Annotated in this window: 25 protein-coding genes; 10 read left to right on the top strand and 15 right to left on the bottom strand. The window is 50.4% G+C overall.

Annotated elements, in window-relative coordinates:
* The first annotated feature begins 37 nt into the window (after positions 1-37).
* The 3 genes from EKM70_RS07070 to EKM70_RS07065 all read left to right on the top strand — a co-directional run bounded on the left by EKM70_RS07070 (position 38) and on the right by EKM70_RS07065 (position 1,204).
* A complete protein-coding gene (locus EKM70_RS07070; RefSeq protein WP_125546512.1) occupies positions 38-580 on the top strand; it encodes a hypothetical protein in 543 nt (180 codons plus the stop codon).
* A 73-nt stretch (positions 581-653) separates the two neighbouring features.
* Positions 654-821: a hypothetical protein gene (locus EKM70_RS11380; RefSeq protein ID WP_164506348.1), complete on the top strand. Its 168-nt coding sequence runs from the start codon at positions 654-656 to the stop codon at positions 819-821.
* 77 nt (positions 822-898) lie between these two features.
* A complete protein-coding gene (locus EKM70_RS07065) occupies positions 899-1,204 on the top strand; it encodes a transposase (RefSeq protein ID WP_125546510.1) in 306 nt (101 codons plus the stop codon).
* Between the two features lie 79 nt (positions 1,205-1,283).
* On the opposite strand, the gene EKM70_RS07060 is transcribed toward EKM70_RS07065, so the two are convergent.
* From EKM70_RS07060 to lepB, 5 genes are all read right to left on the bottom strand, one after another.
* A complete protein-coding gene (locus EKM70_RS07060; RefSeq protein WP_125546508.1) occupies positions 1,284-1,823 on the bottom strand; it encodes a TetR/AcrR family transcriptional regulator in 540 nt (179 codons plus the stop codon).
* Positions 1,824-1,919: 96 nt separating this feature from the next.
* Positions 1,920-3,251, bottom strand: coding sequence for a C1 family peptidase (locus EKM70_RS07055; RefSeq protein WP_125546506.1), 1,332 nt, complete (start codon positions 3,249-3,251; stop codon positions 1,920-1,922).
* 187 nt (positions 3,252-3,438) lie between these two features.
* Positions 3,439-3,894, bottom strand: coding sequence for a MarR family winged helix-turn-helix transcriptional regulator (locus tag EKM70_RS07050; protein WP_125546504.1), 456 nt, complete (start codon positions 3,892-3,894; stop codon positions 3,439-3,441).
* A gap of 59 nt (positions 3,895-3,953) precedes the next feature.
* Entirely contained in the window at positions 3,954-4,625 is a 672-nt protein-coding gene (locus tag EKM70_RS07045) for a YczE/YyaS/YitT family protein (RefSeq protein WP_125546502.1), read from the bottom strand.
* Positions 4,626-4,757: 132 nt separating this feature from the next.
* Positions 4,758-5,342 (bottom strand): signal peptidase I, encoded by a 585-nt coding sequence (gene lepB / locus EKM70_RS07040; protein WP_125546501.1) that lies wholly within the window; start codon positions 5,340-5,342, stop codon positions 4,758-4,760.
* Between the two features lie 268 nt (positions 5,343-5,610).
* Between lepB and EKM70_RS07035 the strand changes: the two genes are divergently transcribed.
* The gene (locus tag EKM70_RS07035) at positions 5,611-6,807 is read left to right on the top strand and encodes a multidrug effflux MFS transporter (RefSeq protein ID WP_225416396.1); all 1,197 of its coding nucleotides are present in this window, start codon (positions 5,611-5,613) and stop codon (positions 6,805-6,807) included.
* A gap of 366 nt (positions 6,808-7,173) precedes the next feature.
* Positions 7,174-8,889, top strand: a complete 1,716-nt coding sequence (locus EKM70_RS07030) for a DUF5776 domain-containing protein (protein WP_164506347.1) — start codon at positions 7,174-7,176, stop codon at positions 8,887-8,889.
* Between the two features lie 45 nt (positions 8,890-8,934).
* On the opposite strand, the gene EKM70_RS07025 is transcribed toward EKM70_RS07030, so the two are convergent.
* Positions 8,935-10,146, bottom strand: coding sequence for a phthiocerol/phthiodiolone dimycocerosyl transferase family protein (locus EKM70_RS07025; protein ID WP_125546496.1), 1,212 nt, complete (start codon positions 10,144-10,146; stop codon positions 8,935-8,937).
* A 157-nt stretch (positions 10,147-10,303) separates the two neighbouring features.
* Here EKM70_RS07025 and EKM70_RS07020 point away from each other — a divergent pair, with 157 nt between their 5' ends.
* Positions 10,304-10,828: an acyl-CoA thioesterase gene (locus EKM70_RS07020; RefSeq protein ID WP_125546494.1), complete on the top strand. Its 525-nt coding sequence runs from the start codon at positions 10,304-10,306 to the stop codon at positions 10,826-10,828.
* A 159-nt stretch (positions 10,829-10,987) separates the two neighbouring features.
* On the opposite strand, the gene EKM70_RS07015 is transcribed toward EKM70_RS07020, so the two are convergent.
* From EKM70_RS07015 to EKM70_RS07000, 4 genes are all read right to left on the bottom strand, one after another.
* Positions 10,988-12,484 (bottom strand): zinc ribbon domain-containing protein, encoded by a 1,497-nt coding sequence (locus EKM70_RS07015; protein WP_125546492.1) that lies wholly within the window; start codon positions 12,482-12,484, stop codon positions 10,988-10,990.
* 17 nt (positions 12,485-12,501) lie between these two features.
* On the bottom strand, positions 12,502-12,942 hold the full coding sequence (locus EKM70_RS07010) for a zinc ribbon domain-containing protein (RefSeq protein ID WP_125546490.1): 441 nt from the start codon (positions 12,940-12,942) through the stop codon (positions 12,502-12,504).
* Positions 12,943-12,960: 18 nt separating this feature from the next.
* Positions 12,961-14,079 (bottom strand): TcaA second domain-containing protein, encoded by a 1,119-nt coding sequence (locus EKM70_RS07005; RefSeq protein ID WP_125546488.1) that lies wholly within the window; start codon positions 14,077-14,079, stop codon positions 12,961-12,963.
* A 318-nt stretch (positions 14,080-14,397) separates the two neighbouring features.
* The gene (locus tag EKM70_RS07000) at positions 14,398-14,943 is read right to left on the bottom strand and encodes a GNAT family N-acetyltransferase (protein ID WP_125546486.1); all 546 of its coding nucleotides are present in this window, start codon (positions 14,941-14,943) and stop codon (positions 14,398-14,400) included.
* Between the two features lie 127 nt (positions 14,944-15,070).
* On the opposite strand from EKM70_RS07000, the gene EKM70_RS06995 reads away from it, so the two are divergent.
* The 3 genes from EKM70_RS06995 to EKM70_RS06985 all read left to right on the top strand — a co-directional run bounded on the left by EKM70_RS06995 (position 15,071) and on the right by EKM70_RS06985 (position 17,618).
* A complete protein-coding gene (locus EKM70_RS06995; RefSeq protein WP_125546485.1) occupies positions 15,071-15,721 on the top strand; it encodes an NAD(P)-dependent oxidoreductase in 651 nt (216 codons plus the stop codon).
* 103 nt (positions 15,722-15,824) lie between these two features.
* The gene (gene brnQ, locus EKM70_RS06990; RefSeq protein ID WP_164506346.1) at positions 15,825-17,162 is read left to right on the top strand and encodes a branched-chain amino acid transport system II carrier protein; all 1,338 of its coding nucleotides are present in this window, start codon (positions 15,825-15,827) and stop codon (positions 17,160-17,162) included.
* A gap of 183 nt (positions 17,163-17,345) precedes the next feature.
* On the top strand, positions 17,346-17,618 hold the full coding sequence (locus tag EKM70_RS06985) for a hypothetical protein (RefSeq protein WP_125546481.1): 273 nt from the start codon (positions 17,346-17,348) through the stop codon (positions 17,616-17,618).
* 60 nt (positions 17,619-17,678) lie between these two features.
* Here EKM70_RS06985 and EKM70_RS11375 read toward each other — a convergent pair whose 3' ends face one another.
* Positions 17,679-17,843: a hypothetical protein gene (locus EKM70_RS11375; RefSeq protein ID WP_164506345.1), complete on the bottom strand. Its 165-nt coding sequence runs from the start codon at positions 17,841-17,843 to the stop codon at positions 17,679-17,681.
* Between the two features lie 102 nt (positions 17,844-17,945).
* Between EKM70_RS11375 and EKM70_RS06980 the strand changes: the two genes are divergently transcribed.
* Entirely contained in the window at positions 17,946-18,632 is a 687-nt protein-coding gene (locus tag EKM70_RS06980) for a YjjG family noncanonical pyrimidine nucleotidase (RefSeq protein WP_125546480.1), read from the top strand.
* Here the strand turns inward: EKM70_RS06980 and EKM70_RS06975 are convergent.
* The 4 genes from EKM70_RS06975 to mnmE form a co-directional block, all read right to left on the bottom strand.
* On the bottom strand, positions 18,629-18,838 hold the full coding sequence (locus tag EKM70_RS06975) for a hypothetical protein (protein ID WP_125546478.1): 210 nt from the start codon (positions 18,836-18,838) through the stop codon (positions 18,629-18,631). The two genes, EKM70_RS06980 and EKM70_RS06975, sit on opposite strands and share 4 nt — an antisense overlap.
* A gap of 17 nt (positions 18,839-18,855) precedes the next feature.
* The gene (locus EKM70_RS06970) at positions 18,856-19,236 is read right to left on the bottom strand and encodes a hypothetical protein (RefSeq protein WP_125546476.1); all 381 of its coding nucleotides are present in this window, start codon (positions 19,234-19,236) and stop codon (positions 18,856-18,858) included.
* Positions 19,237-19,521: 285 nt separating this feature from the next.
* Positions 19,522-21,432, bottom strand: a complete 1,911-nt coding sequence (gene mnmG / locus EKM70_RS06965; RefSeq protein WP_125546475.1) for a tRNA uridine-5-carboxymethylaminomethyl(34) synthesis enzyme MnmG — start codon at positions 21,430-21,432, stop codon at positions 19,522-19,524.
* 57 nt (positions 21,433-21,489) lie between these two features.
* The gene (mnmE, locus tag EKM70_RS06960; protein ID WP_125546472.1) at positions 21,490-22,884 is read right to left on the bottom strand and encodes a tRNA uridine-5-carboxymethylaminomethyl(34) synthesis GTPase MnmE; all 1,395 of its coding nucleotides are present in this window, start codon (positions 22,882-22,884) and stop codon (positions 21,490-21,492) included.
* Between the last annotated feature and the right edge of the window lie 58 nt (positions 22,885-22,942).

The raw sequence follows: 22,942 nt of genomic DNA, 5'->3' as shown, positions 1-22,942 counted from the left end.
GAAAACTGTTATCATTTTTAGATGAGGTGATTGGATAATGAAGAAGTCCCGGATGTTCGCTGCTACCCTAGGTCTATTGGCGATCTTAACCATTGGCCTGGCGGGTTGCAGCAGTAAGAGTAGTGACTCAGGCAACACCCAACAAGCAAGCTTTAAAAACAAAACAACTAAGAAGGCAGACGTCAAGTCTACCTTAACCCAGTCGAAACAACTCTGGTATGTGACCGGTTCGGTCAACGCCAAGAGTAATTCTGGCTTAGAAGCCTATAAGTTTAACAAGAACGGTAAGGTTACCGTTTACAACGTCAACAAGTTCTACAAGACTTTCAGCGCGGCTAAGAAGGCCGATGCCCTCAACAAGGAAGGGACGCTGGCTACAACGTTTAAGACCAAGGGCAACAAGACTGTAATCTCTTTTAAAGGGAAGTTGTCGGATATTCCGATGACGCAAAAGTTTACGGTTAAGAAGACCCTGACCGGCAAGAACAAGGCAACGCACTTGAAGGTTGCTGGCTACCACATCGCACGTGACGTCGATGAAGACGTGACGAAGGCCGTGTTGGTTAAGGTTGCTGAGTAAGTCAATGAAGCGTTAAGCCCGGGATATTTCCGGGCTTTTTTCGTGACAACGATTGAAGGAGGTTCCCGTTAAGATGCAAAAACTATTGGCCTGGATCGGTGGCGTTCTGATTACGGGGAGCATCCTCGCCTATGAATACTACCGTCATCTGGGGATCATCCCTATGCTGGAGACAGTTGTCCTAGGAATCGCGGCCGTTCTCAGTATTTTACACCTTCTGAGTTACTGGCACCGACGTTAGTGATGTTTCACGTGGAACAGGTTGGCTGACAGGCACGCGCCTTTGGGTTATGATGGGTCAAAGGAGTGTGATTGCTGATGTTAAAGCATAGACTGATCACGGATGTCGCCGAACCACTAGCCGCTCACCACGATGATATGAAAACCCTCGTGACTGAGAATCCTTGGCTGATTCCTGCGACCCTGTTCATGGAAGTTCTGCCCGCCACGGTAATTATTCACGGTTATTGGAAGAATCGTCAACTCAAGAAGCAACTCCAAATTGAACGAGAACATACGAAACAGCTCCAGCTGGAACAACTTAACCAGCTACGTCCTGGCCACCACGCCGACGGCCGACCTCGGCCATTAGCCCATCACCGGCCATTCCATCACGACGTCTAAACCTAAAAATTAATTTCAAAACGGTCAACATCTCTGGATAAAACCAGATGGTGTTGACCGTTTTTTATTGCCGCCTTGACTAAAGGCCCTTTTCAATTAACTGCCAGATAGCGTTAAACCGTTGCGCATAGTCCGGCTCATTCCACGTTTCTTTAAAACTCGGCACCGTGAAGACAGCGAAAGCGGACATGATCGCCTCGGCCTTTAAATTGGTGGGGTCAGTACACCCTAAAATCGTGTTGATTTGCGCATAGGCGCCTTGCAGGAGTTCACGCAAGACCAATGGCCGTTCATCAATATATTTGGTATTTAGGGCAAACATCCGCGGGTCTTGCTGGTAGATCTTCTTCTTAAGGGTCACGAACTGCCACAGCCACTCCCTTAACGCCACCTTAGGGTCTGCGATATTCTGAGCGACATCAATTCGATTAAGGACCTCATCGGTAAACCACTTCGTCAAGACAGCTGTCCAAAGCTCGTCCTTATTTTTAAAATGCTTATAGAGTGCCGGATGGGTAATGTCTAATTTTTCTGCAAGCGTAGCGAGCGTCACCCTCTCGTGACGCTTTAACAGCTCCTCGGCCGTTTTAATAATGGTGTCATTGGTTACACGAGCCATCCTGTCACCTTCTTACTCTTTTCCTTTTAGTGTAGCACATGACACACCGCACAGAAAAAGCGATAACCACCACTTGGGCAGCCATCGCTTCATTTATTATTGTAAGGAATCCCAGGCAGGCAGAACCTCTGGCGTTGTCGCCAACAGGGCTTGTTGGTCAGCGGTCAGGAAGCGTTTGTGCACGACTACCTCGTAGACGAAATCATCCATCCACTCGTCGGTCATGACAAAGTACCCTTTGTCGCCATTCTTCTCGCCCCAGCTGTTTTCAACTTTCCAGCGGGTTGCTTCATCGTTGACTAGGTCAACCCCGGTCAGCGTCATCGCGTGCGTCACCTCGGCCTCATGGGTTGCGAGGCGATCGGCCTTGCTCAGACTCAGGTCCACTCCGAAGAGTTCCGCCGTCCGGTAGAGCTGGCTATCCAGAAAGCCCCGTTCCCGACTCATCTGTTGCAGGACATCATTCCCAAACCACACAGCTTCTCCGGCTTGGAGTTGGGCACTAGCGGCCCGCTTCAGAACATCCATTGGCTCGTTAAGGAAGGTAATGTTTTTGCCGCCAACCACGTTGTCCTGGCTAGGCAGGCTGTAGAAATGATCAAATGGCTTGTCAGGTGAGTTGGACAGCACCACGTAGTCATCTAAATCGACGTCGAAGTACTGGTCGAAGAAGTCCTTAGGCGTGAGACCCGGAACCCGGTGGTAGCCCTGCTTGTCATCTTTATACTCTAAATCAAAGGTGGTCGGTGGTTCACCGAAGGCATAGGCCGCCATCCGGTACACTTCTTTCAAAGCTGCCTGCCGTGCGGCCGCGATGTCGGCTTCGCTGGCATCATCAGCGACTAACTGGCGCAGGTGTAAGGCGTCTTTGCGGAGCTTCAAGTTTAAGGCTGCCGCGAAAGCCGCCGTATTGTTGGCACTGAAGGATTCCGGCATGACACTGGTTGGCACCACCCCGTATTTTTGAACCAGTGCCGCACCCATGGCCCATTGACCACCGTCATCGTCTGGACGGCTGAGGTAGTAAGCCACCTCACGATCGTCGAGGGGGCGGTCAGCCGTCTTCAAAATATTGGCGTAGAACATGTTGGCCCGTTCCACTTTGTCCCAGAAAAAGAGATAACTCTGAGATAACTCGAAGTCTTTCACGTTGTACTGTGCCGCGAATTGGTGCCGAATCGTGTTCAACACAGAGAAGAGCCAGCAACGACCAGAGTGTTTCTGGTTGGCGACTTTCCCGGTATCAAGTTCAACGGAAAAGGTCCGGTTTAACCGAGTGACTGCCTGCGGATCCTCGGCGGCCGCTAAAACCCCATTTTTAATGACGGCGCGCCCAATGACATCGTGGGCGGGTTGGGCCTGTAAATCAGCGTGTAAGGCCGCAATCTCGGTCGCCGTTAAAGGATAATTCGTTTGCGTTTCTGGCATAAAATAACTCCTCTCTCCTGCTTCATGAGAAATCTCATTAAAATCTCATAATAAAACATGAACTCATTCTACCGCTTTCCGGTATCAGACGCAACGGGGAGTTACCCGCCTTTTTCACACGCTACGATCAGCGGGAAACGCAAAAGAAAAGAGACCCGGACAGTTGTCCCAGTCTCCATACCACAACTTAATCTTGATCCGTGACCGTTTCATTATCCACGGCTTGTAAGGCCAATTGCCGAACAGCCGCGACCAGATCGTCATGCTGGTCCCCGGGGAACTGCGCCATTAGATCATCCGCCACCGTCTGACGCAAGCGTAAAATTTCGGGGTAAATTCGCTCCCCCTTTTTAGTCAACGACAACTCATAAATCCGTTTGTCAGCCTTAGACTGCCGCTTACGGACATAGCCCAAGCTTACCAGTTGGTTGATTGCCCGCGTCACGTTACTGGGATTCAGGTAAGTCATGCTGATCAGCTTGTCCTGCGTCAGGCGGGGTTGCTCGTACAATCTCAAAATATAATAATACAGACTGGCATTCAGGCGATATGGCTGTAAACACCGGTCTAATGCAATTCTCGTATAGCGATTGGCAATCGACAGCCACTTAATAATATCCGAATCATTTTCCGTGGTAGCCATCGCCACCACCTCCCTCTCTCCAATTACGTGCGCAAGCATATTCTAAATGTCCTTAAAAGTCAAGCTGCTGAATGAGGCGTCATCCCCGTCGATTTCGTCTGAAAATTATGATGAAGCCGTGGCCAAACGAGGCGATCAGCCAGGCCAATCAAAACGCCGTTGAAAATTAACGTAAACAGCGTTCCCCAGTTCACGGCGTACAATTGATGGGTATTCAGCCAACTCACCAGAATAATCGCTACGGGTGGCGTAAAGCTCAACAGCTGCGCCTTCACCACATTCCCATGGCAATACAGAAATCGAAGAATATTGGTGGTGTCATCGTTGGGATGCATCACCAAGTTGGCCCGTTGATAAAGCGAAATAGCCGTACAGAAGATACAGATCCCAGTGAGAGCCAGTAGCAGGCGAACCCCCGCATTCAATCGCATGATGCCCAGCCGATCGAAGAGCCCAACGAAGAGATCCACGAACGAACTAAAGAAAAGAATGAACCCAATCTCGCCAAACAACCGACGGGGGTCCCAACGACGAATCAGAAATTGATTGACAACCGCCGCTAAACTACTAATAATGGCGATCCATAGACCGACGCTGCCACCGAGCCAGTGACTCAAGTTAACCTCAGACGCCGTCCAAGGACTAGTCCCCATATTTGAGGCTACCGAGAGGCCGTTGCCAAAAGCATTGACCACTAGTCCCAGAATCAGCGCCAACCAACGTTGTTGCATTGAATTTTTAATGACGACACATCTCCAAATTTCAAAGCTTATACGCGATTAGTTTAGCCCCACCATTGGCTTGACGTAAAGTGGTAAAACAAAAAAGGCGCTCGGAATTTTCCGAACGTCAACGTTTTACATTTAGTAAGCTAGTGAATTCACATTAGCCCGCTTCGTCTTGCTGGAAGCCCAGACAGGCACCTTGACCACACCTAAAACCTTATCCTTGTTCACAAATCCCCAGTAACGAGAATCGTTGGAAACACTCCGGTGATCCCCTAAGACAAAGTACTTGCCCTTAGGTACCACCGTGGTCCCACTGCCCCAGTGATAGGTCTTCTGCAGGCTAGCCAGCGTCCAATTTCCAGTGCCGGCAGTCCGTTCGCTATCGCTAATAAAGGACTGCTTAATCTTCTTGTTATTGACGTAAATGTACCCGTTCTTGCTGGCAACCTTGTCACCGGGTAAGCCAATCACCCGCTTAACATAGTTGGTCTTGACCTTGGCCGATGGGTCTTCACCATGAGCATCGAAAACGATGACACTCAGGTGCTTCACCTTGGATTGCTTCAAAGCAAAGACCTTCTCGTTGTTGTTTAAGTTAGGCTCCATCGAAGGCCCATCCACTCTGACACGGGTAAACACAAATGCTTTCAGTGCTCCAGCAATGGCTAACCCAATGATGATGGGGATGAGCCAACTGGCAACTTCCTTAAAGACTTTCATACTGGCACTCCTTATTTTCAACTAAATTATATTTGTTATTATCATACACCACCCCGGGGCTTTGTCCCATCTCCCGGTTTAGCGGTCGCTTCTAATCTTACCATTTACCCAGAAAAAATACCCCTGCTTTCCGCGAATTTAATCCATTTGATAAGGAATTGCCAACTGACCGTAAGAACCGCCTTGCAAATTCCCGAAATTCCGTCAATAATGAAGCATACGTGTCAACTTACATACTAACCACGACTATATGAAAGGGCTGACTTATTTGAATCCTACTCTTACTCGACGCCGACAGCTCTGGCTGACCCTCCTTTTGGGGACGGTCAGTGCAACTGGTCCATTGGCGATCGACCTCTATCTGCCGGCCCTGCCCCAGATGCGTACCCAATTCGCCACCAGTGCCTCGCTCATGCAACTCAGCATCACGGCTTGCCTGATTGGCCTAGCACTAGGCCAACTGATTGCTGGCCCCTTATCGGACCAATATGGGCGACGTCGGCCACTCATTGCGGGCTTTATTATCTTCGGCCTGGTCTCGCTGGCTATGGCCTTTATTCAGTCGATTACGTTACTTATTATTCTCCGCTTCATTCAAGGATTAGCCGGGGCAACCGGCCAGGTCATGGCTAGAGCCGTGGCCCGCGACCTCTTCTCGGGGAAACGGCTGACCCGCTTCTATGCCCTGCTCAATACGGTGAATGGGGTGTTCCCCATCATCGCCCCAATTATCGGGGGCTTTATGATTCACTACGTTGACTGGCAAGCCATCTTCATGTTACTGGCCGGAATTGGATGGGTTATTGCGTTGGCTGTCGCCCTAGGACTCAAGGAATCTCTGCCAGTTGACCAGCGTCAAACTGGTGGCTTCCACGCCTCACTGACGTCGATGGCCCAACTCGTGGTCAAACCCGCCTTCTGGCCGTTGATTCTCGCGACCGGACTGGTCTACGGGGCCCTCTTCAGTTACATCTCGGCTTCGACGTTCGTCTTTCAAACCGGCTTCGGCATGGCACCACAGATGTTTAGCCTGCTGTATGCCTTTAACGGCCTGGGGATCGTCGTCGGCAGTAACCTGCCAGGACAGCTGGCCAAACGCTTCACCAACCGCCAACAGGTAACGCTCTTCCTATCACTGGCCTCAGCATTCAGTGCCCTGCTGGTAGGAACGTTGCTGTTCCCAGCCAACGTCTGGGTCGTCAGCATCTTCATCCTGATTTTAGTCGTCCTCATCGGGGCACTCCTGACCCTCACGGTAACCCTCATCATGGACCGCGCCACCAGCAATGCCGGTGGGGCTTCGGCTGTGATTGGCCTGGCACAGAACGCCTGTGGGGGTCTTGCATCCCCATTGGTCGGCCTGACCGGTCAATCCTATGCGGCCATGGCTATCATGCTCTTCGTTTGTTCCGAAGGAGCCTTGGGTCTGGTCACCTACCAGGAAAAACATACCCCGGAAGTTTAATGATTCTATGAAATGGCTCCCTGAACGATCACCGCTTGGTGGTCGTTTTTTATTTGGCATTATAGTCAAATTTGAATATAATTCAGTCTCAAATTTCAGCTGACTACTGCCATAGTCTCTATTTGTGATCCACATAACAATCTCTGGCATCTGGATTAATTGGCATGCTAAGGTTAGTTGTGTAAGCGCTTTTTTAGCCATTATTAACCGACAACGATTAAGATTGAGGGGCTATTTATGAAAATACAAATGAAGCTTCGGTCATTTCTCTTAAGTCTTACTCTTATTCTTGGCATCTTCAGTTTGCTTTTGGTGGTCATACCTCCACGAGCAAAGGCCGCCACGGACCCCGACTATGCCGGACGTATGTCTCGTATCAACGCCAGTGGCACACCCGTTTCCTGGACCCTAACGGATGGGACGCTGACGCTAAATAGCGGGTTTCTAGGCGACTATGACAACAGTTCTGTCGCCAATGAGACGAGTGGACAGCTTATTAAAAATCTAAAAAACTCGACCATGACTGGTGGAACGTCATTGCCAGTTGACGAAGACGGTCATCCAGAAACAAATCTGGTTGGCACTGACTTCACTGATATGATTGATGCCATTACCAAGATCAAGTTGGCTGGTCCCATTCATTTAGGATTTAAAGGAACTAGCGATGGCAACTACGCTAGCTATCTCTTTGCCGGACTCCCCAACGTCAAGACTTATAGTGGCTTAGACAATCTTGACCTCTCTACTGTAAACGATAATACCGGACTTCAGTATATGTTTGCCAACAATCCCAGTCTAGTCACCTTTACGGCCCCGGAATTTAACGTCACGGTGGATCATAGCATCACGCAAATGTTTTCCGGAGACACCTCACTAAAGTACGTTGATCTCTCCCAAATGAACACCCAAAACATCACGACTTGTACAGGTCTCTTTCAGGGAGATACAGCCCTAGAAACGGCCAATCTAGCTAATCTTGTAACGCCCTCTATTCAAAAACCTACGCAAATGACAACCGCCTCAATGTTTAGCGGTAACAGTAAATTACGTAACCTCACATTGAGCCCACAAACTCACTTTGCAGCTTCTGTCATGGTTTCACCTAAACTAATTCCCGATTTTCTCCCTCAAGCCGACTTCACCGGCACCTGGCAAGCCGTAGGTTCCGGCAAGGTCGACTTTATTAACAACGACCCGACCCAAGGCTATCTCAACTATGATCCCCAAGGAGAAAAAGATATTTCTAACGATGACCTCCTGAGTCGTTATACCGGAAGCGGGACTGGCATCACAACCAATATCACTTACGTCTGGCAACCTGTTACCCCAACCATCGCGCCCGTCTCACCAGGCCCATCGGCACCAGAGACTGAGCCGGACCAGGGCGTTGATCTGGCACCCTATTATGTGATCGCCACACACAAGATTGGCCTGTATCGAACCCGTAATTTCACGGCCGCTTCCCGGTTACATTGGTTCGCGAAGAAACCACAGATGAAGCGCCCGACCTTTACCATTATTGGAACCGCAACTTCCGTCAATGGCAATCCCCGGTATCAGGTCCGAGACACCAACCGCGGGTCCAGTACCTACGGAAAAATCGGCTATATCACCGCCAAACCAGCGTTTGTTAGTCCTAAATTTATTCAAAAAGCGCCGGATCACATTACCGTGATCTCTATCAAAGGGATCAATGGTTACAACAACGCCCAGCTTGCTAAGAAGCAGATTCACTATACCCAAGGGACCGTCTTAACAGTTAAACAGGTCGTCACAACGGGGCACGTCACCCGCTTCCGTTTGGCAAATGGTCACTACATCACCGCGAACCGCCGGCTGGTCACGACTAGTAAAGTTAAGCTGCCAACAAAGGTCAAAAACAAGGCAACCATCAATCGCTACACCAATGCCAATCTAACTACGCGTAACCACCACTACTCGCGCAAGGCTCCTCACGTGTTCAAGATTCTCGGTTGGGACTACTCCCACGGCTCGAGTACCAAGGTTAGCGGCACGTTACGTTACCGCGTTGCTGGCGGATACATTACCAGTAATCCCAAACTAGTTACCACGCTTAAATAACCAAAATCAGGCTAACCGCTTCGCTTAACGGTTAGCCTGAATTTTTTATTTTTCCTGGCCCCACTGGGTCAGCTGAGTCACCATATTCTTTAAAATTTTAATTCCCAGTTGATAATCCGGCTCAGAACCTAACATTCGAAAGGCTAGTGTCCAGGCGTCATGGTAGGCGCTCACGGTTAACTGGAAATGCGGCATCGTTTTGTAGGCGCCGGCAAAGTAAATCTGTGTGACCGCAATCTCGCCAAAGTTGAGTCGGGTCTGATCCACGTGCCCAAAGTTGGCAAACGAGACCGCCCCCGGCTGACGACGTTTCGCAGCCAGCCGCCGGATCATTTCCGGTGAGAACGCGCGGCTCAACCGTTTAACTTCCATCAGTGGCGACAGATAAGCCCGCGACTGGCGCAGGTCACTAATCGTCTGCTGGGTTCGTTGCGCCACCGTTGCCAAGGTATCCCCGTCACTCACAGTTAATGGAATCGGCATCTCACCAGTCAGATTAGCTACCTGAACCACGTTAGCGGCCGCCACTGGCCCCTGAAGGCGAAGGTCCACCTGGTAGGGGATGACGAGCTTACGTTCTCCCGTAAGGGCAAACAGAGCCAAGGCATACGCCGATAACAGCACCGCATTCATCGTGACACCTTGTTGCCGAGCTCGTTGTCGCAGGCGTTTACTGGTGGTTCGCGGAATCAGCGCTTCACCACGGTGATGGTGAACATCCCCCGCGAGTTCCGGAATCGCCTTCTGACTGGCCAAGGCCAGATCGGCAAGGCGGCCACGATCCGGCCGTCGCAAATGCGTCAGAATTCGACGGCTACTGCGTTCATTCACATATTCTGATAAGTCCGCGCCATCATAAGCAGCCGCCAGCAGGTACAGGTAGTGTTTAAAGCCCTCCCCATCCGTCAACAAACGACTCATGATCAGCCGTAGCTGATCGTAGTCCCCGTGATGGATAACCTGAATCTTCAATTGGGGGCCATGCAACACGTCCAGCCGACCGCGCCCCGGATCATGACTCGCCGTAAATTCTTCAATCACTTGGTCACTAGCCAAGCCATCCACTTCAAACCGATTTTTTCGTAAATTATACCGTCCCAGGACTTGGGGAACGACCGTCTGAGTTGCCACAACAGCAGCCTGCAACCGATCCACATCAACTGGCTGCACCAGACTCAACGTACATTCCAGTAACGGATAAGTCTGGGCCACGTCAAAAGTAGGCAGTAGGTCCATTGGTTCACCACGATAATTCAAACGATCACCCCTCCATCCTTAATTATGCTAAGTATAGCAAATCGGCTCCGCCACCCCTACAAGTTCGTCTAGATATTGCGAAAAATTAATAATCCTGTAACGTGGCGGTCTGTTACACTGGAGGCATAACTTAAATTCAGATGAGGTGACCGATTCTATGGCTGATTCAAGGAAACCCGTATCCTGTAACGCAACGCTCATTATGACCACCCACCGGGTCTTTCAACCCGATTTAAACGAGCACCAGTCCGTCTTTGGTGGCAAAATTCTGTCACTGGTTGACGATAGTGCTTCAGTGGCCGCTGTTCGCCTAACACACAAGACCGTTGTGACGGCCACATTTGACCACGTCAGCTTTCTCCGGCCTTTCCATCTCGATGACTCTATGATTCTGACGGCCTATGTCACCGGAACCGGAACCCGGTCCCTTGAGGTGTTCGTCAAAATCGTCGGGGAGAACCTGACCACTGGCGAGCGCTTCGTTGGCTTCACCTGCTTTATTACCTACGTCATTGACGACAAGCGCGTCACCACGCCTTTACCTGAAATAACGCCGGTAACCGCCGAACAACGCTACATCTGTTCTGGTTACAACCATCGTCACGATCAACGGGCCGTCCGGCGGCAGGAACAACGTGAGCTCAACAGTCACGTCACCACCGACTCCCCGTGGACCGAATAATGTTTCATGTGAAACAACTGGTCTTAAAAAATCGGCTGGCTTAATGCCAACCGATTTTTAAGTTAAATGAACCGATTATCGCGTGACTACAGATAGCTAACAATTGGCCACCCACCAGCATTAACCAGCTAATATCGGTCATCGTTACTGTATCTCTCTTTACTCGTCTTCATGGCGGTCATCAGTCTTAACCGCATGACCGTACTTCACCAGTTCATAATTTTGTGACGTATTATCATTGCCAGCTGGCTGAATCGTTGCGGTATATTGGAAATCCTGAACATGATCGTAATCATAGTCGGTCAATCCAAAGGTATACTCAACCGTAAAGACCACTTCGCTGGTCCCATTCGGCCCTGGTTTGACAGATGACACACTCGTATCCATGTCAATCGTATCGAGATCATCATTATCGTAATAGCCCTTGGCCATCTTTTTCAAGTCTGTGTAATGAGCATTGCTTTCCCCATTCACAAAGAAGTCCGACATGGCATCACCATCATCATCAGTAGCGTCGCTCATATCACCATTTCGAGCAAGGTTTCCAGCCGCTTCAAATAAGTTGGAAATGAAATCATCCGCATCATCTTCACTCATCATGTCCTTAAAATCTAAATCGACCGAGCTTTGATCATCGTTCTTATGTAACTTGACGGTTGAGGTTGTAGCTTTCCCGGCACTAGATGTGTAGGCCGCATAGACACTCATATCCGACGTCCACGGTTCGTTTTTAATCTGATAAGTCCCCGAGCTGTCCGCCGTCCCAATCTTCCTGCCATTCAGGTAAATCGAAGAGTCTGGAACCGTATCTAATTCCACCGAGATCGTTGTCAACTGCAAATCGTAAGTTTGGCTCCCCGTAATGTGATAGTCACTACTGTTCGTCAGATTATGACCACCAATCTTCCCTTTGGCTTGCAAGTGATATTCTCCTGGAACCATTGCGGGCAGCTTCTTCGTAAACTCATCGCTCGTGGCCGTCGCGATCTTTTTATTATCTAACGTTATAACATTACCCGTATGATTCGTGGTAACGGTTGGATAAACGGGGCTCACACTAATCTGATAATTCGGGAAGAATAGCAGGTGATGGCCCTTCTTTTCGTAAACAAAGTTGCCATCCGTGCTACGGCCACTCGTCGTTAAATCTGCCTTCAATTTGCTTAAGGCTCGCGCATGGTCGCTATAGTACCGGTTAATCGGTAATAATTTTGCCTTGCTTAATGTCAGATCTGAACTGGCACTACTGAAGTCCGCCGTCAGATGTTTGCCACTCTTGATATCATCAATTGTCCGGTTCAAGGTTGCAGCGCGTGAATAATGCTGGCTACCCCAAACGAAGAAGCCGATCAGCGCAGCGGCCGCAACACCCGCACTCCACCAAATTCGCTTTTTATTCTTAGACCACGGCTGTCGCGGTGCACGACCGGGTCGTTGTTGCGGCGCTACCTGTTGAGACTGAGGTTGCTGTGGCTGGACACCCCGTTGATCCGGTCGTGATTGTCCTGGGTCACTCTGATCCAGCTGGAGATTGTACCCACAGTTTTCGCAAAACATATCAGTGGCCGAGACTGGTTGCCCACAGTTAGGACAGAAATTTGTCGTGGCACCGCCAGGTTGGTTATTAGCTGGTGCGGCATAGTTAGTCAAATGCATCATGAAATCCTCCAATACTAATGTTGAGTATCAACAATTAAAGCTTCGCCATACAGACAAAGTTGACTGGGTTGCATCGGTTCCGGCTGAATGGAAACCCGCGTCACACCCGCATATCCTTTGGCCAGTAACAAGCAGTAAACGTGTTTCATGAGGTCTTCCCAAGCTGCCTTGGTACCGGCTCGCGGCGTAACCGCACTTTCCGCGAAGATTAACCCTGCCGACCGGTAGCCAGCCGGGATATCACGATCTGCTGTAATCTTGAAATTCTTAGTTTGCGCCACCTCATCCGGTGTCAACGCCAAATCAACCAGCGGAAATGTCTGATCAGCTGCATGGGGAATCAGTGTGTATTCGTCGGCCGAAGATAGCGTCGTGCCGCACTTTAAACAGAAGTTAGCATCCACCGCATTGGGGTTCCCACATTTGGAACAGATACGATAATACGTTTGCTTCATTAGAAAACCTTCCTTCCCTTAATCATCGAAGTCGACTTCTTCAAATTTCCCCTTAGAGGTGTCATATTCGGCCAAAATATCATGGACATCATCATAACGATAAGTGCTGTCATGGTCGCCGGAATCGGCGTCGTACAGCTTGATCTCAGTCACATGCGCCTGTGGTGTCGATTCTTTGTAAGTGTAGTCGTCCGTATCCAGATCACCATTTTCACTCAGTTCATCCAGTGCGGCTTGGGCTTCGAGCGATAAGTCAGCGTAACTGTCACTAGAAGCCGAGTCGTTATCACTAGTCGTATTATCCTCAACCTTACCGCCAGTCGCGTCAGTTACCGTTGACTCATCTTCATTCTCATTTACCACGTCATGACCATCCTTCGTCGCTTGAACAATCAAGTCAATATGTTTATTGACCGTATTACCCGCCACTAAATCGGTTGTTGCACTTTTGTGAACACGGCCGCCTGACAATTTAAACGTATATTGGCCAGGGAACAACGGACCCGCTTTATAAGAATAGTGATCATTCTTAGTGGTTACCAGCGCCTTCCCATTGGCTAACAACGTTGCATTGGCCACATTACTCGTCAAGACTGGATGCATGGTCGTCACTTGTAACTTATAAACTGGAAAAACCAAGAAGTTATGGCCAGCTTTTTCCAACTTAAAGGTGTGATCCCGAGTCTCGCCTGACTTTTGCAGATCCGCCTTCATAGCCTTCACATACTTGGGATGCTTCCGCGCGTAATTAAAGAAGGGCTGCACCGTGTCGCCATCAATTTTTAAGTTTGGATTGTCACTAACCATCTTTTTGGCGAAATCGTTGCTCTGATTATCCGTAATATAATCCGTAATCGTCGCAATCTGCTTCTCCTTACCAGCTTGTTTATTATAGAAAGATCCAGCCAGTACAATGACCACAATTGCAGCAACAGCTAAAATACACCAGATCCCACGACTGAGCCATTTAGGGTTCTTTTTCCTCGGTGTGGCGGACTGACCATTTTTACGGTGCCGTCTTCCTCGACGCGTCTCGGTGGGCGGCGTAACCGGGGTCGTCCGCAAATCAAAACCGCAATTCTCACAGAAAGTACTCTCGGGCGCCACCGGTTGATGACAGTTCGGACAAGTCTTCAATAGAGTTCACTCCTCAGAGTGGGGTATTAGGACCTAGAAATGGCCATAGCTCACAACCCGTGATCCTTCCACACTAGCTCGACCAAACAGACTAATCAACGTTAGATTATATGTGCTATAAAAAGGCAAATAGTCAAACAGTTGCTACCCAATACCCTACTAATTTATTAAGTTTTTGCTACGTTTATTATTATACGCTAATCCCTATTTAGTGGAAGGACCGTTTAGTCAATTAGCCTATCGGCACACGATTAATCATCTGCTATGTATGAAAACTCAATTAAAAGCCCTCGCAGATTGAAGTCTGCAAGGGTTCTCTTATTGTTGTCGTTGCCACCACTCATCAGCCAGGATGCCGTACTGGTAGAGATCCAGCCACTGACCATCTTGAAAAACAGCCTCTCGATTGATGCCTTCGCGGACAAAGCCCACCGCAGCATAGGCGTGAATCGCTGGTAAATTATTGGCGTTGACGTTTAATGTTACCTTATGGAGACCCAACTCGTTAAACGCAAATGACAGAATGGTATCCAACGTATCGGTTCCAAAGCCTTGACCACGATCGCTGGCGACTGGCAAGGCAATCCCCAGGTCGGCTCGCCGATTTTTGAATTGAACATCGTCAAGGATGACCCAGCCCAACAAGCCATCGTCGGCGTTCGCCCGTACCATGAAAAAGAACTTATCATCGCGGTCGGGTTCAGCCGCCAACTCAGCGTACTCTGCGGCCGTCCATGGGTGAAAGGCATCCGCAGACAGATTTCGCAGTAATCCCGGCTCCCATTGCGTATCTTGCAGCCACTCCGCATCCCCATCACGCATTTCCGTTAAATGAACCAATTGTCCTTGTACCACATCTTTCATCCGACAGGCCTCCCATTTCTTTGCTCTAACTCTACCATAGACCACCATTGCGAACCATATTAATTGGCAGTCCACTTAAAAACCGCTATACTGATCGCATTGCAATGAATAAGGGAGGAAACTATCTATGAAAATCACCATTATTGGCGCCACCGGAATGGCTGGTAGTGCCTTGGTCACTGAAGCTTTGCGGCGCGGCCACCAGGTCACAGCCTTGGCACGTTCCGAGGAAAAATTAGCTAAGTTACCAATTGACAACCCCGCTTTAACCACCCGCGTTCAGGACGCCTTTACCTTAACCCCCGCGGATCTTCAAGCAACAGACGTCGTGATCGATGCCTTTGCCACTGCACCTAGTCTTGCCTTCCAACACGTCGATTTAGCGGCACAGCTGGTTGCACAGCTCCGTGAAACGACCAGTCCTCGCCTAGTCTTCATCCTAGGCGCCGGTAGCCTCAAAACCGGGGATGACCACCATCTGTTCGTTGATGATATCGCCAAGGATCCGAACGCTACAAGCTTCATCCGTATCCCTCAAAGTCAATTGAAGGAACTTAACTTCTTGCGCGATGTCGATAACGTTAACTGGGTAGGGATTTTACCCGCAGCTAACTTCCACCCTGGAGATGCCGTGCCAGCCTTACTGGGTACGGATAACTTACTCTTCAATGCGAAGCAAGAATCCGGGACTTCGACCGGGACCATGGCTGTGACCATTCTCGATGAAATCGAGCAACCACAACATCATCAAACTCGTTTCACTGTTGCCGATAAATAATCAAACGATCTCGAGTTTCGGGCTTTTGTCCGGAACTCTTTTTTGGTATGCTTACCGGGTGCTAAAATCTGAAATTTAACTTTAAGAAAGTTGCGATGCCATCTTGAAAACACAATTGAACCGACGAGAGTTGCTCTTCATTGGCATGATGCTCTTCGGACTGTTCTTCGGTGCCGGCAACCTGATTTTTCCAATCTTCTTGGGACAACAGGCCGGTTCCCACGTCGGCTGGGCAGCCGTGGGCCTGCTACTCGCCGGAATTGGAATTCCCCTGCTGGGAGTCACTGGGATCGGACTCACTCACAGCGAAGGCGTCTTTGATCTCGCAACGAAGGTCAATCGCCCGTTTGCCTACCTGTTTACGATCCTGCTCTACCTGACCGTGGGACCATTCTTCGCCCTCCCTCGGCTGGCCACGACATCGTTTCAAATCGGCCTCGTGCCCTTTATCGCCCCGCACCATCAGCCACTCGCCTTAGGCCTCTTCTCAGTCGCCTTCTTTGCCCTTGCTTGGTGGCTAGCCCGCCGACCCGGCAAACTGATGACCTACGTGGGCAAATGGCTCACACCGTTATTTCTTGTTCTCCTAGGTGCACTGATGCTCGCAGCCTTCCTGAAACCCATGGGCGGTCTGGCGGGCATTCCGGTCCGCGGGCGTTACGTTCATGCTCCCATTCTAAGTGGGTTCATGGAAGGCTACAACACCATGGACGCCTTAGCATCACTAGCGTTTGGTATCGTGGTGATCGATAGCATTCGCGACCTAGGCGTCACCGAACCCGGTCAAATTGCCAAGGACGTGATCAAAGCTGGAACCATCAGCATTGCCCTCATGGGCGTCATCTACACCTTACTAGCCCTCATGGGTACCATGAGCCTGGGACACTTTCCACTGGCCGCCAACGGGGGAATCACCCTGGCTCAGATTGCCAACTACTATTTTGGTACTTGGGGAACCGGTCTACTGGCATTGATTGTGATTATCGCATGTTTGAAGACCGCCATTGGCCTCATTTCGGCCTTCGGTGATGCGGGCCACGCGCTCTTCCCCCGCATCCCCTATGCCGTACTCATTGGCATCGCCAGTGTACTCCCTTGTCTTTTTGCCAATGTGGGACTCACCAAGCTGATTGCCGCTTCGACACCGATCCTGCTCTTCCTATATCCCTTGGCCATCGTCCTAATCCTGTTAGCGGTCTTATCCCCACTGATTGGGACATCTCGTTGGCTCTTCGGCACTGCGATGCTCTTCACCCTTATTCCAGCTATCTTCGCCGGACTCACAGCGCTACCAACGGCCATCCAAACTAGCGCTTGGTGTCGACCATTATTGACACTTAATGGCTACCTCCCCTTAGCCAGCCAAGGCTTCGGCTGGGTTTTCCCTGCATTAATTGGCGCCGTGATCGGCTGGATTTGCGGTCGCTATGTCCAAAAATAAACGTTAGCCATCACTGGTGATGCCCATCAATTTCCGCTTGATGAGCGTCACCTTTTTTAGTCCGATCGGTCGTTTTACAATTCGAGTAATTTAGACCCCCACTGGCGGGCATTTTCTGGTATCATAAAGCCAAGATATAATTAAATTCTCATATTCTCATTTAATTCAAACGAGGTGAACCTAATGACTACCACACGTTACCCTTTGAACGTTGCAAAGATTTTCGTGCCAATTATCACAGTCGTTCTGTTGCTACTGATGTTTACCGTCAGTGACCGAATAATCGTTGCCTTCTTATGCTTTAGTTCCCTGATCACGACGATGATGCACTTCAACGTGTTCGAGGATACTAGCGACACGCATCCGTTGAATCGGATTGATTTGGTCCTTCAAGTCGTTTTTCTACTCGCATCTTTCTTCCGGGCCTTCGTTTTAGGCTCGGCCGATTACCACTAATGGTCTTAGCCCGGTTGTCAGTTGGACAACCGGGCTTTTTTTAATCCCAAATCTAGCGGATCAAGGTTTCGTTTGATCGCTCATCAGGGCCAGAAGCACCATCACACCCCCCAAGACCAACGAGATGCTCCCCAGAACCAGATCACGATTCGGTCGAAGAAAGAGGATTAGCCCCGCTAGGAAAAACAGCCCCGCATTCAACAAATAGGCTTGCTTGCGGCTCATACCCACACCTCCCCAAGATTTTTCACCCTTCAGCCGTAATCGCGGTGGTAATCGCGCATTCGTGGTAAACTTTATAAAAACCACGAAGGGGTTCTCCTATCCATGAGAAAATACATCATTCTTGATCTTGACGATACGCTCCTCGACTTCACACGCGGCGAAATCGAAGGGGTCACCACCTTACTCACTGAACAGGGTGTCACCGATATCGCTCACGGGCTACAGATCTATCAAGCCATCAATACAACCGTCTGGCAACAGATCGAACAGGGGGCCCCGCGGGAGCCCTTACTGAATACCCGCTTTGCCAAGGCCTTCGGTGCCCTTGGAATTCAGGTCGATGGTGTGGCACTTGAGCGTCGTTATCACGCTATGCTCGACCATAATTTCTACGTTCTCCCGGGCGCCCGAGACTTTCTGAATACTCTTCAAAACCGGCAGTTCACCTTAATCGCCGGGACCAACGGAACCAAAACCATCCAGCTCAATCGGCTCGAGGGCTCCGGTATCGCTGGCTACTTCGATCGCTTCTTCATCTCACAAGACCTCGGGGTCGATAAACCCGATCCGGCCTTCTTTGCGGCTATCTTTGCCACCTACCCAGACATGACCTCGGACAATACCATCATGATCGGTGATCATCTTGCCTCAGATATTCAGGGTGCCCTGAACAGCCACTTGGATAGCATCTGGTACAATCCGCACCACGACGCCAATCCCGCTGGTATCTTACCAACCTACGAAGTGGCCTCTTATACGGCGGCCGAGCATCTTTTATGGAACAATTAGCCCCACTTTACCTCGCCCAAGTACGCCTCGAGGTCCTGCGCCTTGGCGGCTTGTAAAACATCCCAATCCTGCTTGGTGATAAGAACGATCGAATCCGCCTCATGCCCATCTGTTGGCGTCACGACCACCGTTTCTCGGCCATCGCGGACCTCAGCTAAAATCTCCATCAAAGCCCGTTGGGCCGCTGTTGGTGAATAACGCTTCATGCTTGCTCCCCCTCTAATTATCCGGCTAACTCTGCCAAAATTCCGGCCAAAACAATTGCCAACAATAACTGGCTCAATAACAGGTACTGGGTCTGTCGGCGCCACCACAGTTGCTGGTCCCCTGAAAGCTGACGGCGTCGCTGAATCCGTAAAGCCACGACACCTGATAACAGATCCACTAATAGCAACAACCAAACCACCCGCTGGTTCGTCCAAGCCGGTTGGCTGACCGCAATCGCAGCATAAGCCAACCCGAGGTAGAGAAAACTATGGCACATGATCTGATGGCGACTCAACCGCCATCCATTGGCCGATTGGACGCGTTTTAACAGTCGGCGATGCCACCACAGACTCACTAAGGCCAACCCAATACCCAGACCTAACAGAATCGTTTGCACGTTCAAGACTCCCTTATCCCGAGGCCGGCAATTTCCAGCGACCGTATTCGGCGTTCCGCTTGTCTCATCTCATCTTCAAGATTAACAAGACCACGTATTGTTGCTGCAAAGAATATGTAAAGATTACGTGTTCTAATTATTAACTATCGAATAACTACGCAACCATCACTATGTTGGTAGGCCAACTGTCCCTAGTAATTATTTATCTTTTAAAAATTAATTATTAATAATTAAAAAGAGGTGTTCCCCGGTGATCAACACCGTGAGGACACCTCTTTAATTTTTCTACTTCACTTTCGCAATCTTGCCCTGTTCAACGTAAACACTCAGGATAGCGATATCGGCAGGGTTAACCCCACTGATTCGGCTGGCCTGGGCCAACGTCTCAGGTTGAATCTTTTTGAGTTTCTGGTGCGCTTCCGTTGCCAAGCCATCGATAGCATCGTAATCGATGTTTTCGGGAATTGCCTTGGCTTCCATCCGCTTCAATTTCGCCACGTTGGCCTCGGCCTTCTTGATATAGCCGGCATACTTCAACGAGATCTCAATCTCTTCGACAATGTGACGATCCAGGGGTTGTTCTGGCGCCGGAATGAAGTCGAGCAAGGTCTGGTAGTCCACGTATGGCCGACGCAAGAATGCTGCCGCCAACACACCGTCTTGCAACGGCTTGTCACCGTGAGATTCAACGAAGGCATTGATGGCCTCGTTAGGCTTGATCCGGATACTATTTAACCGATCTAGTTCAGCACGAATTGCCGCCTTCTTAGCCAAGAAGGCTTCATAACGGTCATCGCTGATCAGGCCCAACTCGTGGCCCTTGGCGGTCAGCCGCAGATCCGCGTTATCGTGCCGTAAGATCAACCGGTATTCGGCCCGGCTGGTCAACAACCGGTAAGGTTCCTTGGTTCCCTTGGTAACCAAATCGTCTACCATAACCCCAATGTAGGCATCCGAACGCTTCAACGTAAAACCAGGCTTGCCTAAGGCCCGTAAACCGGCGTTGATTCCCGCCAGCAGACCTTGACCCGCTGCTTCTTCGTATCCTGACGTTCCGTTGGTTTGCCCTGCCGTGAAGAGGTTCTTCAGTGGCTTGGTTTCTAACGTTGGCCGTAATTGGTAAGGCGAAACCACATCGTATTCGATGGCATAGCCCGGACGCATCATTTGAGCATCTTCAAGACCTTGGATGGAGTGCAAAATCTTCTGTTGCACTTCTTCTGGCATCGACGTTGAAAGTCCCTGAACGTACCATTCATCAGTCTTGCGGCCTTCTGGCTCCAAGAAGAGTTGGTGGCGTGGCTTGTCGGCAAAACGAACGATCTTGTCTTCGATCGATGGGCAGTAACGTGGGCCCACCCCTTCGATGACCCCGGTAAACATCGGCGCGCGGTCAAGGTTTTCCCGGATAATCTTGTGGGTCGTTTCATTCGTGTAGGTTAACCAGCAAGAAAGCTGGTTTTTCAAGGCCAGGTAGTCGCTATCGGGGGTCGTAAAGCTAAAGTGGTTCGGCTCTGCATCCCCAGGCTGTTCCTCGGTCTCATCATAGTGGATGGTGTTCCCGTCCACTCGTGGTGGGGTCCCGGTCTTAAACCGCTCGAGGTCAAACCCATACTTTGGCAGGTTGGCCGTCAGCTTGTTGGCTGGTTGAGAATTATTAGGGCCAGATGAGTACATCAATTCCCCAATAATAATCTTCCCGCGAGCAGCGGTCCCAGCAGCAATCACCACGGCCTTAGCGGCGTAGCGGGCCCCAGTGTTCGTGATAACCCCTTTGCAGGCGCCATCTTCAACGATGAGATCATCAACGATTCCCTGACGCAACGTCAGGTTGGGTTCGCGTTCGATCGTATGCTTCATTTCCGCGTGGTAGGCGTGCTTATCGGCCTGGGCACGAAGGGCCCGGACAGCCGGTCCCTTACCCGTGTTTAACATCCGCATCTGCACGTAGGTCTTGTCGATGTTGCGGCCCATTTCGCCACCCAAGGCGTCGATTTCGCGAACAACGATCCCCTTTGCGGGACCCCCAACCGATGGATTACATGGCATAAATGCCACCATGTCCAGGTTGATCGTCATGAGGAGTGTCTTGTTTCCCATCCGGGCGGCGGCTAAGGCCGCTTCGCTACCGGCATGACCGGCACCCACGACGATGACGTCGTAGTCCTGGCCGGGATATTCTTTTACTTCAGTCATGGTTTCTTTCCCTCCATGTCGGGTCACGGAACTGCCCGCGGCCAAACGGTTTATGCGTTATTTTCCTAAACAGAATTGACTAAATAATTGATCGAGTAACTCGTCTTGGTAGCTATCCCCGGTAATTTCACCCAGCAGATCCCAGGCCCGCGTCATGTCGATTTGGACCAGGTCCACGGGCATCCCCGCGGCAATGCCACTCTGGACGTCATCCAAGGCATCACTCGTCTGGTGTAACAACCCAATGTGTCGGGCATTGGTGACCATAACCGAGTGCGAGCTTGACTCGATCCCTTCGTCGAAGAAGAGGTGTGCGATCGTCGTTTCCAGTTTATCTAAACCGGCTCGTTGCAAGATTGAGGTCTCAATGATGGGACTCCCATTGGCCGCCTGTTTGACGGCGTCCAAGTCGAGCTTCTGCGGCAAATCGGTCTTGTTTAAAATCAGAATCCGCTGCGTGTCGGCCGTGGCCTTCAGTAACGCTTCATCCTCGGCGGTCAGTGGTTCGCTAGCATTTAACACCAGCATCACCAAATCAGCGGTATTAATCGCCTTGCGTGACCGTTCCACCCCAATCTTCTCAACCTTATCGGTGGTGTCGCGAATCCCCGCGGTATCAATCAGTTTCAACGGGACACCCTTAACATTAACGTATTCCTCGATCACGTCACGCGTGGTCCCGGCAACATCGGTCACGATGGCCTTGTCTTCGTGCAACAAGTGGTTCAACAGGCTACTCTTGCCAACGTTTGGCCGCCCCACAATTGCGGTAGCCAGGCCTTCCCGGAGAACCTTCCCTTGTTTGGCCGTCGCCAAAAGGGTCTTCACTTGCTGCTGAACTTCTTTAGACTTTTCCAATAACATCTTGGTCGTCACGGCCTCAACATCATCGTATTCCGGATAGTCAATGTTCACTTCCACTTGGGCCAGAGCATCCAAAATATCCTGACGCAGGTGGCGAATCAGGTGGGAGAGATCCCCATCCAATTGGTTTAAGGCAACCTTCATGGACTTGTCGGTCTTGGCTCTGATCAGATCCATTACGGATTCCGCTTGAGTCAAATCAATTCGACCGTTTAAGAAGGCCCGCTTAGTATACTCACCGGGCTCGGCCAGGCGTGCGCCATAGCTCAGGCACAACTGAAGGATCCGGTTGGTCGCCACGATCCCGCCGTGACAGTTGATTTCAATAATATCTTCCTTGGTGTAGGTCTTCGGGGCCCGCATCACGGTCGCCATAACCTCATCGACCTCTTCACCGTTCTCAGGATCGACGATGTGGCCATAATGAATGGTATGGCTGGCGGCCTTGCGCAGGTTGGCCCCCTTAAAGAGCTTGCCGGCGACATCAAAGACCTCTTCGCCGCTCAGTCGAATGATGGCAATTCCACCTTCACCAGGTGGGGTCGAAATTGCTGCAATCGTATCAAATTCTGTGGTTGTGACTGCCATGAGCCATCCTCCTTTTAAGTCTGTCAGTTGGTTCTTACCCCTGTTTACGCGGTCTAAC

Origin of the sequence: Levilactobacillus lindianensis, from assembly GCF_003946095.1 — a bacterium.
Lineage (GTDB): Bacteria > Bacillota > Bacilli > Lactobacillales > Lactobacillaceae > Levilactobacillus > Levilactobacillus lindianensis.
This window is presented reverse-complemented; position numbering and strand designations above follow the sequence as displayed.

Bases quoted from the DNA above. Each gene is read 5' to 3' on its own strand.
- EKM70_RS07065 (WP_125546510.1), top strand. From the start codon at position 899: ATGTTAAAGCATAGACTGATCACGGATGTCGCCGAACCACTAGCCGCT.
- mnmE (WP_125546472.1), bottom strand. From the start codon at position 22,884: ATGGCAGTCACAACCACAGAATTTGATACGATTGCAGCAATTTCGACC.
- EKM70_RS07060 (WP_125546508.1), bottom strand. From the start codon at position 1,823: ATGGCTCGTGTAACCAATGACACCATTATTAAAACGGCCGAGGAGCTG.
- EKM70_RS07070 (WP_125546512.1), top strand. From the start codon at position 38: ATGAAGAAGTCCCGGATGTTCGCTGCTACCCTAGGTCTATTGGCGATC.
- EKM70_RS11380 (WP_164506348.1), top strand. From the start codon at position 654: ATGCAAAAACTATTGGCCTGGATCGGTGGCGTTCTGATTACGGGGAGC.
- EKM70_RS06985 (WP_125546481.1), top strand. From the start codon at position 17,346: ATGACTACCACACGTTACCCTTTGAACGTTGCAAAGATTTTCGTGCCA.
- EKM70_RS07030 (WP_164506347.1), top strand. From the start codon at position 7,174: ATGTCTCGTATCAACGCCAGTGGCACACCCGTTTCCTGGACCCTAACG.
- EKM70_RS11375 (WP_164506345.1), bottom strand. From the start codon at position 17,843: ATGAGCCGCAAGCAAGCCTATTTGTTGAATGCGGGGCTGTTTTTCCTA.
- EKM70_RS07015 (WP_125546492.1), bottom strand. From the start codon at position 12,484: ATGCATTTGACTAACTATGCCGCACCAGCTAATAACCAACCTGGCGGT.
- EKM70_RS07055 (WP_125546506.1), bottom strand. From the start codon at position 3,251: ATGCCAGAAACGCAAACGAATTATCCTTTAACGGCGACCGAGATTGCG.
- EKM70_RS07045 (WP_125546502.1), bottom strand. From the start codon at position 4,625: ATGCAACAACGTTGGTTGGCGCTGATTCTGGGACTAGTGGTCAATGCT.
- EKM70_RS07010 (WP_125546490.1), bottom strand. From the start codon at position 12,942: ATGAAGCAAACGTATTATCGTATCTGTTCCAAATGTGGGAACCCCAAT.
- EKM70_RS06995 (WP_125546485.1), top strand. From the start codon at position 15,071: ATGAAAATCACCATTATTGGCGCCACCGGAATGGCTGGTAGTGCCTTG.
- EKM70_RS07000 (WP_125546486.1), bottom strand. From the start codon at position 14,943: ATGAAAGATGTGGTACAAGGACAATTGGTTCATTTAACGGAAATGCGT.
- lepB (WP_125546501.1), bottom strand. From the start codon at position 5,342: ATGAAAGTCTTTAAGGAAGTTGCCAGTTGGCTCATCCCCATCATCATT.
- mnmG (WP_125546475.1), bottom strand. From the start codon at position 21,432: ATGACTGAAGTAAAAGAATATCCCGGCCAGGACTACGACGTCATCGTC.
- EKM70_RS06975 (WP_125546478.1), bottom strand. From the start codon at position 18,838: ATGAAGCGTTATTCACCAACAGCGGCCCAACGGGCTTTGATGGAGATT.
- EKM70_RS07050 (WP_125546504.1), bottom strand. From the start codon at position 3,894: ATGGCTACCACGGAAAATGATTCGGATATTATTAAGTGGCTGTCGATT.
- EKM70_RS07020 (WP_125546494.1), top strand. From the start codon at position 10,304: ATGGCTGATTCAAGGAAACCCGTATCCTGTAACGCAACGCTCATTATG.
- EKM70_RS06980 (WP_125546480.1), top strand. From the start codon at position 17,946: ATGAGAAAATACATCATTCTTGATCTTGACGATACGCTCCTCGACTTC.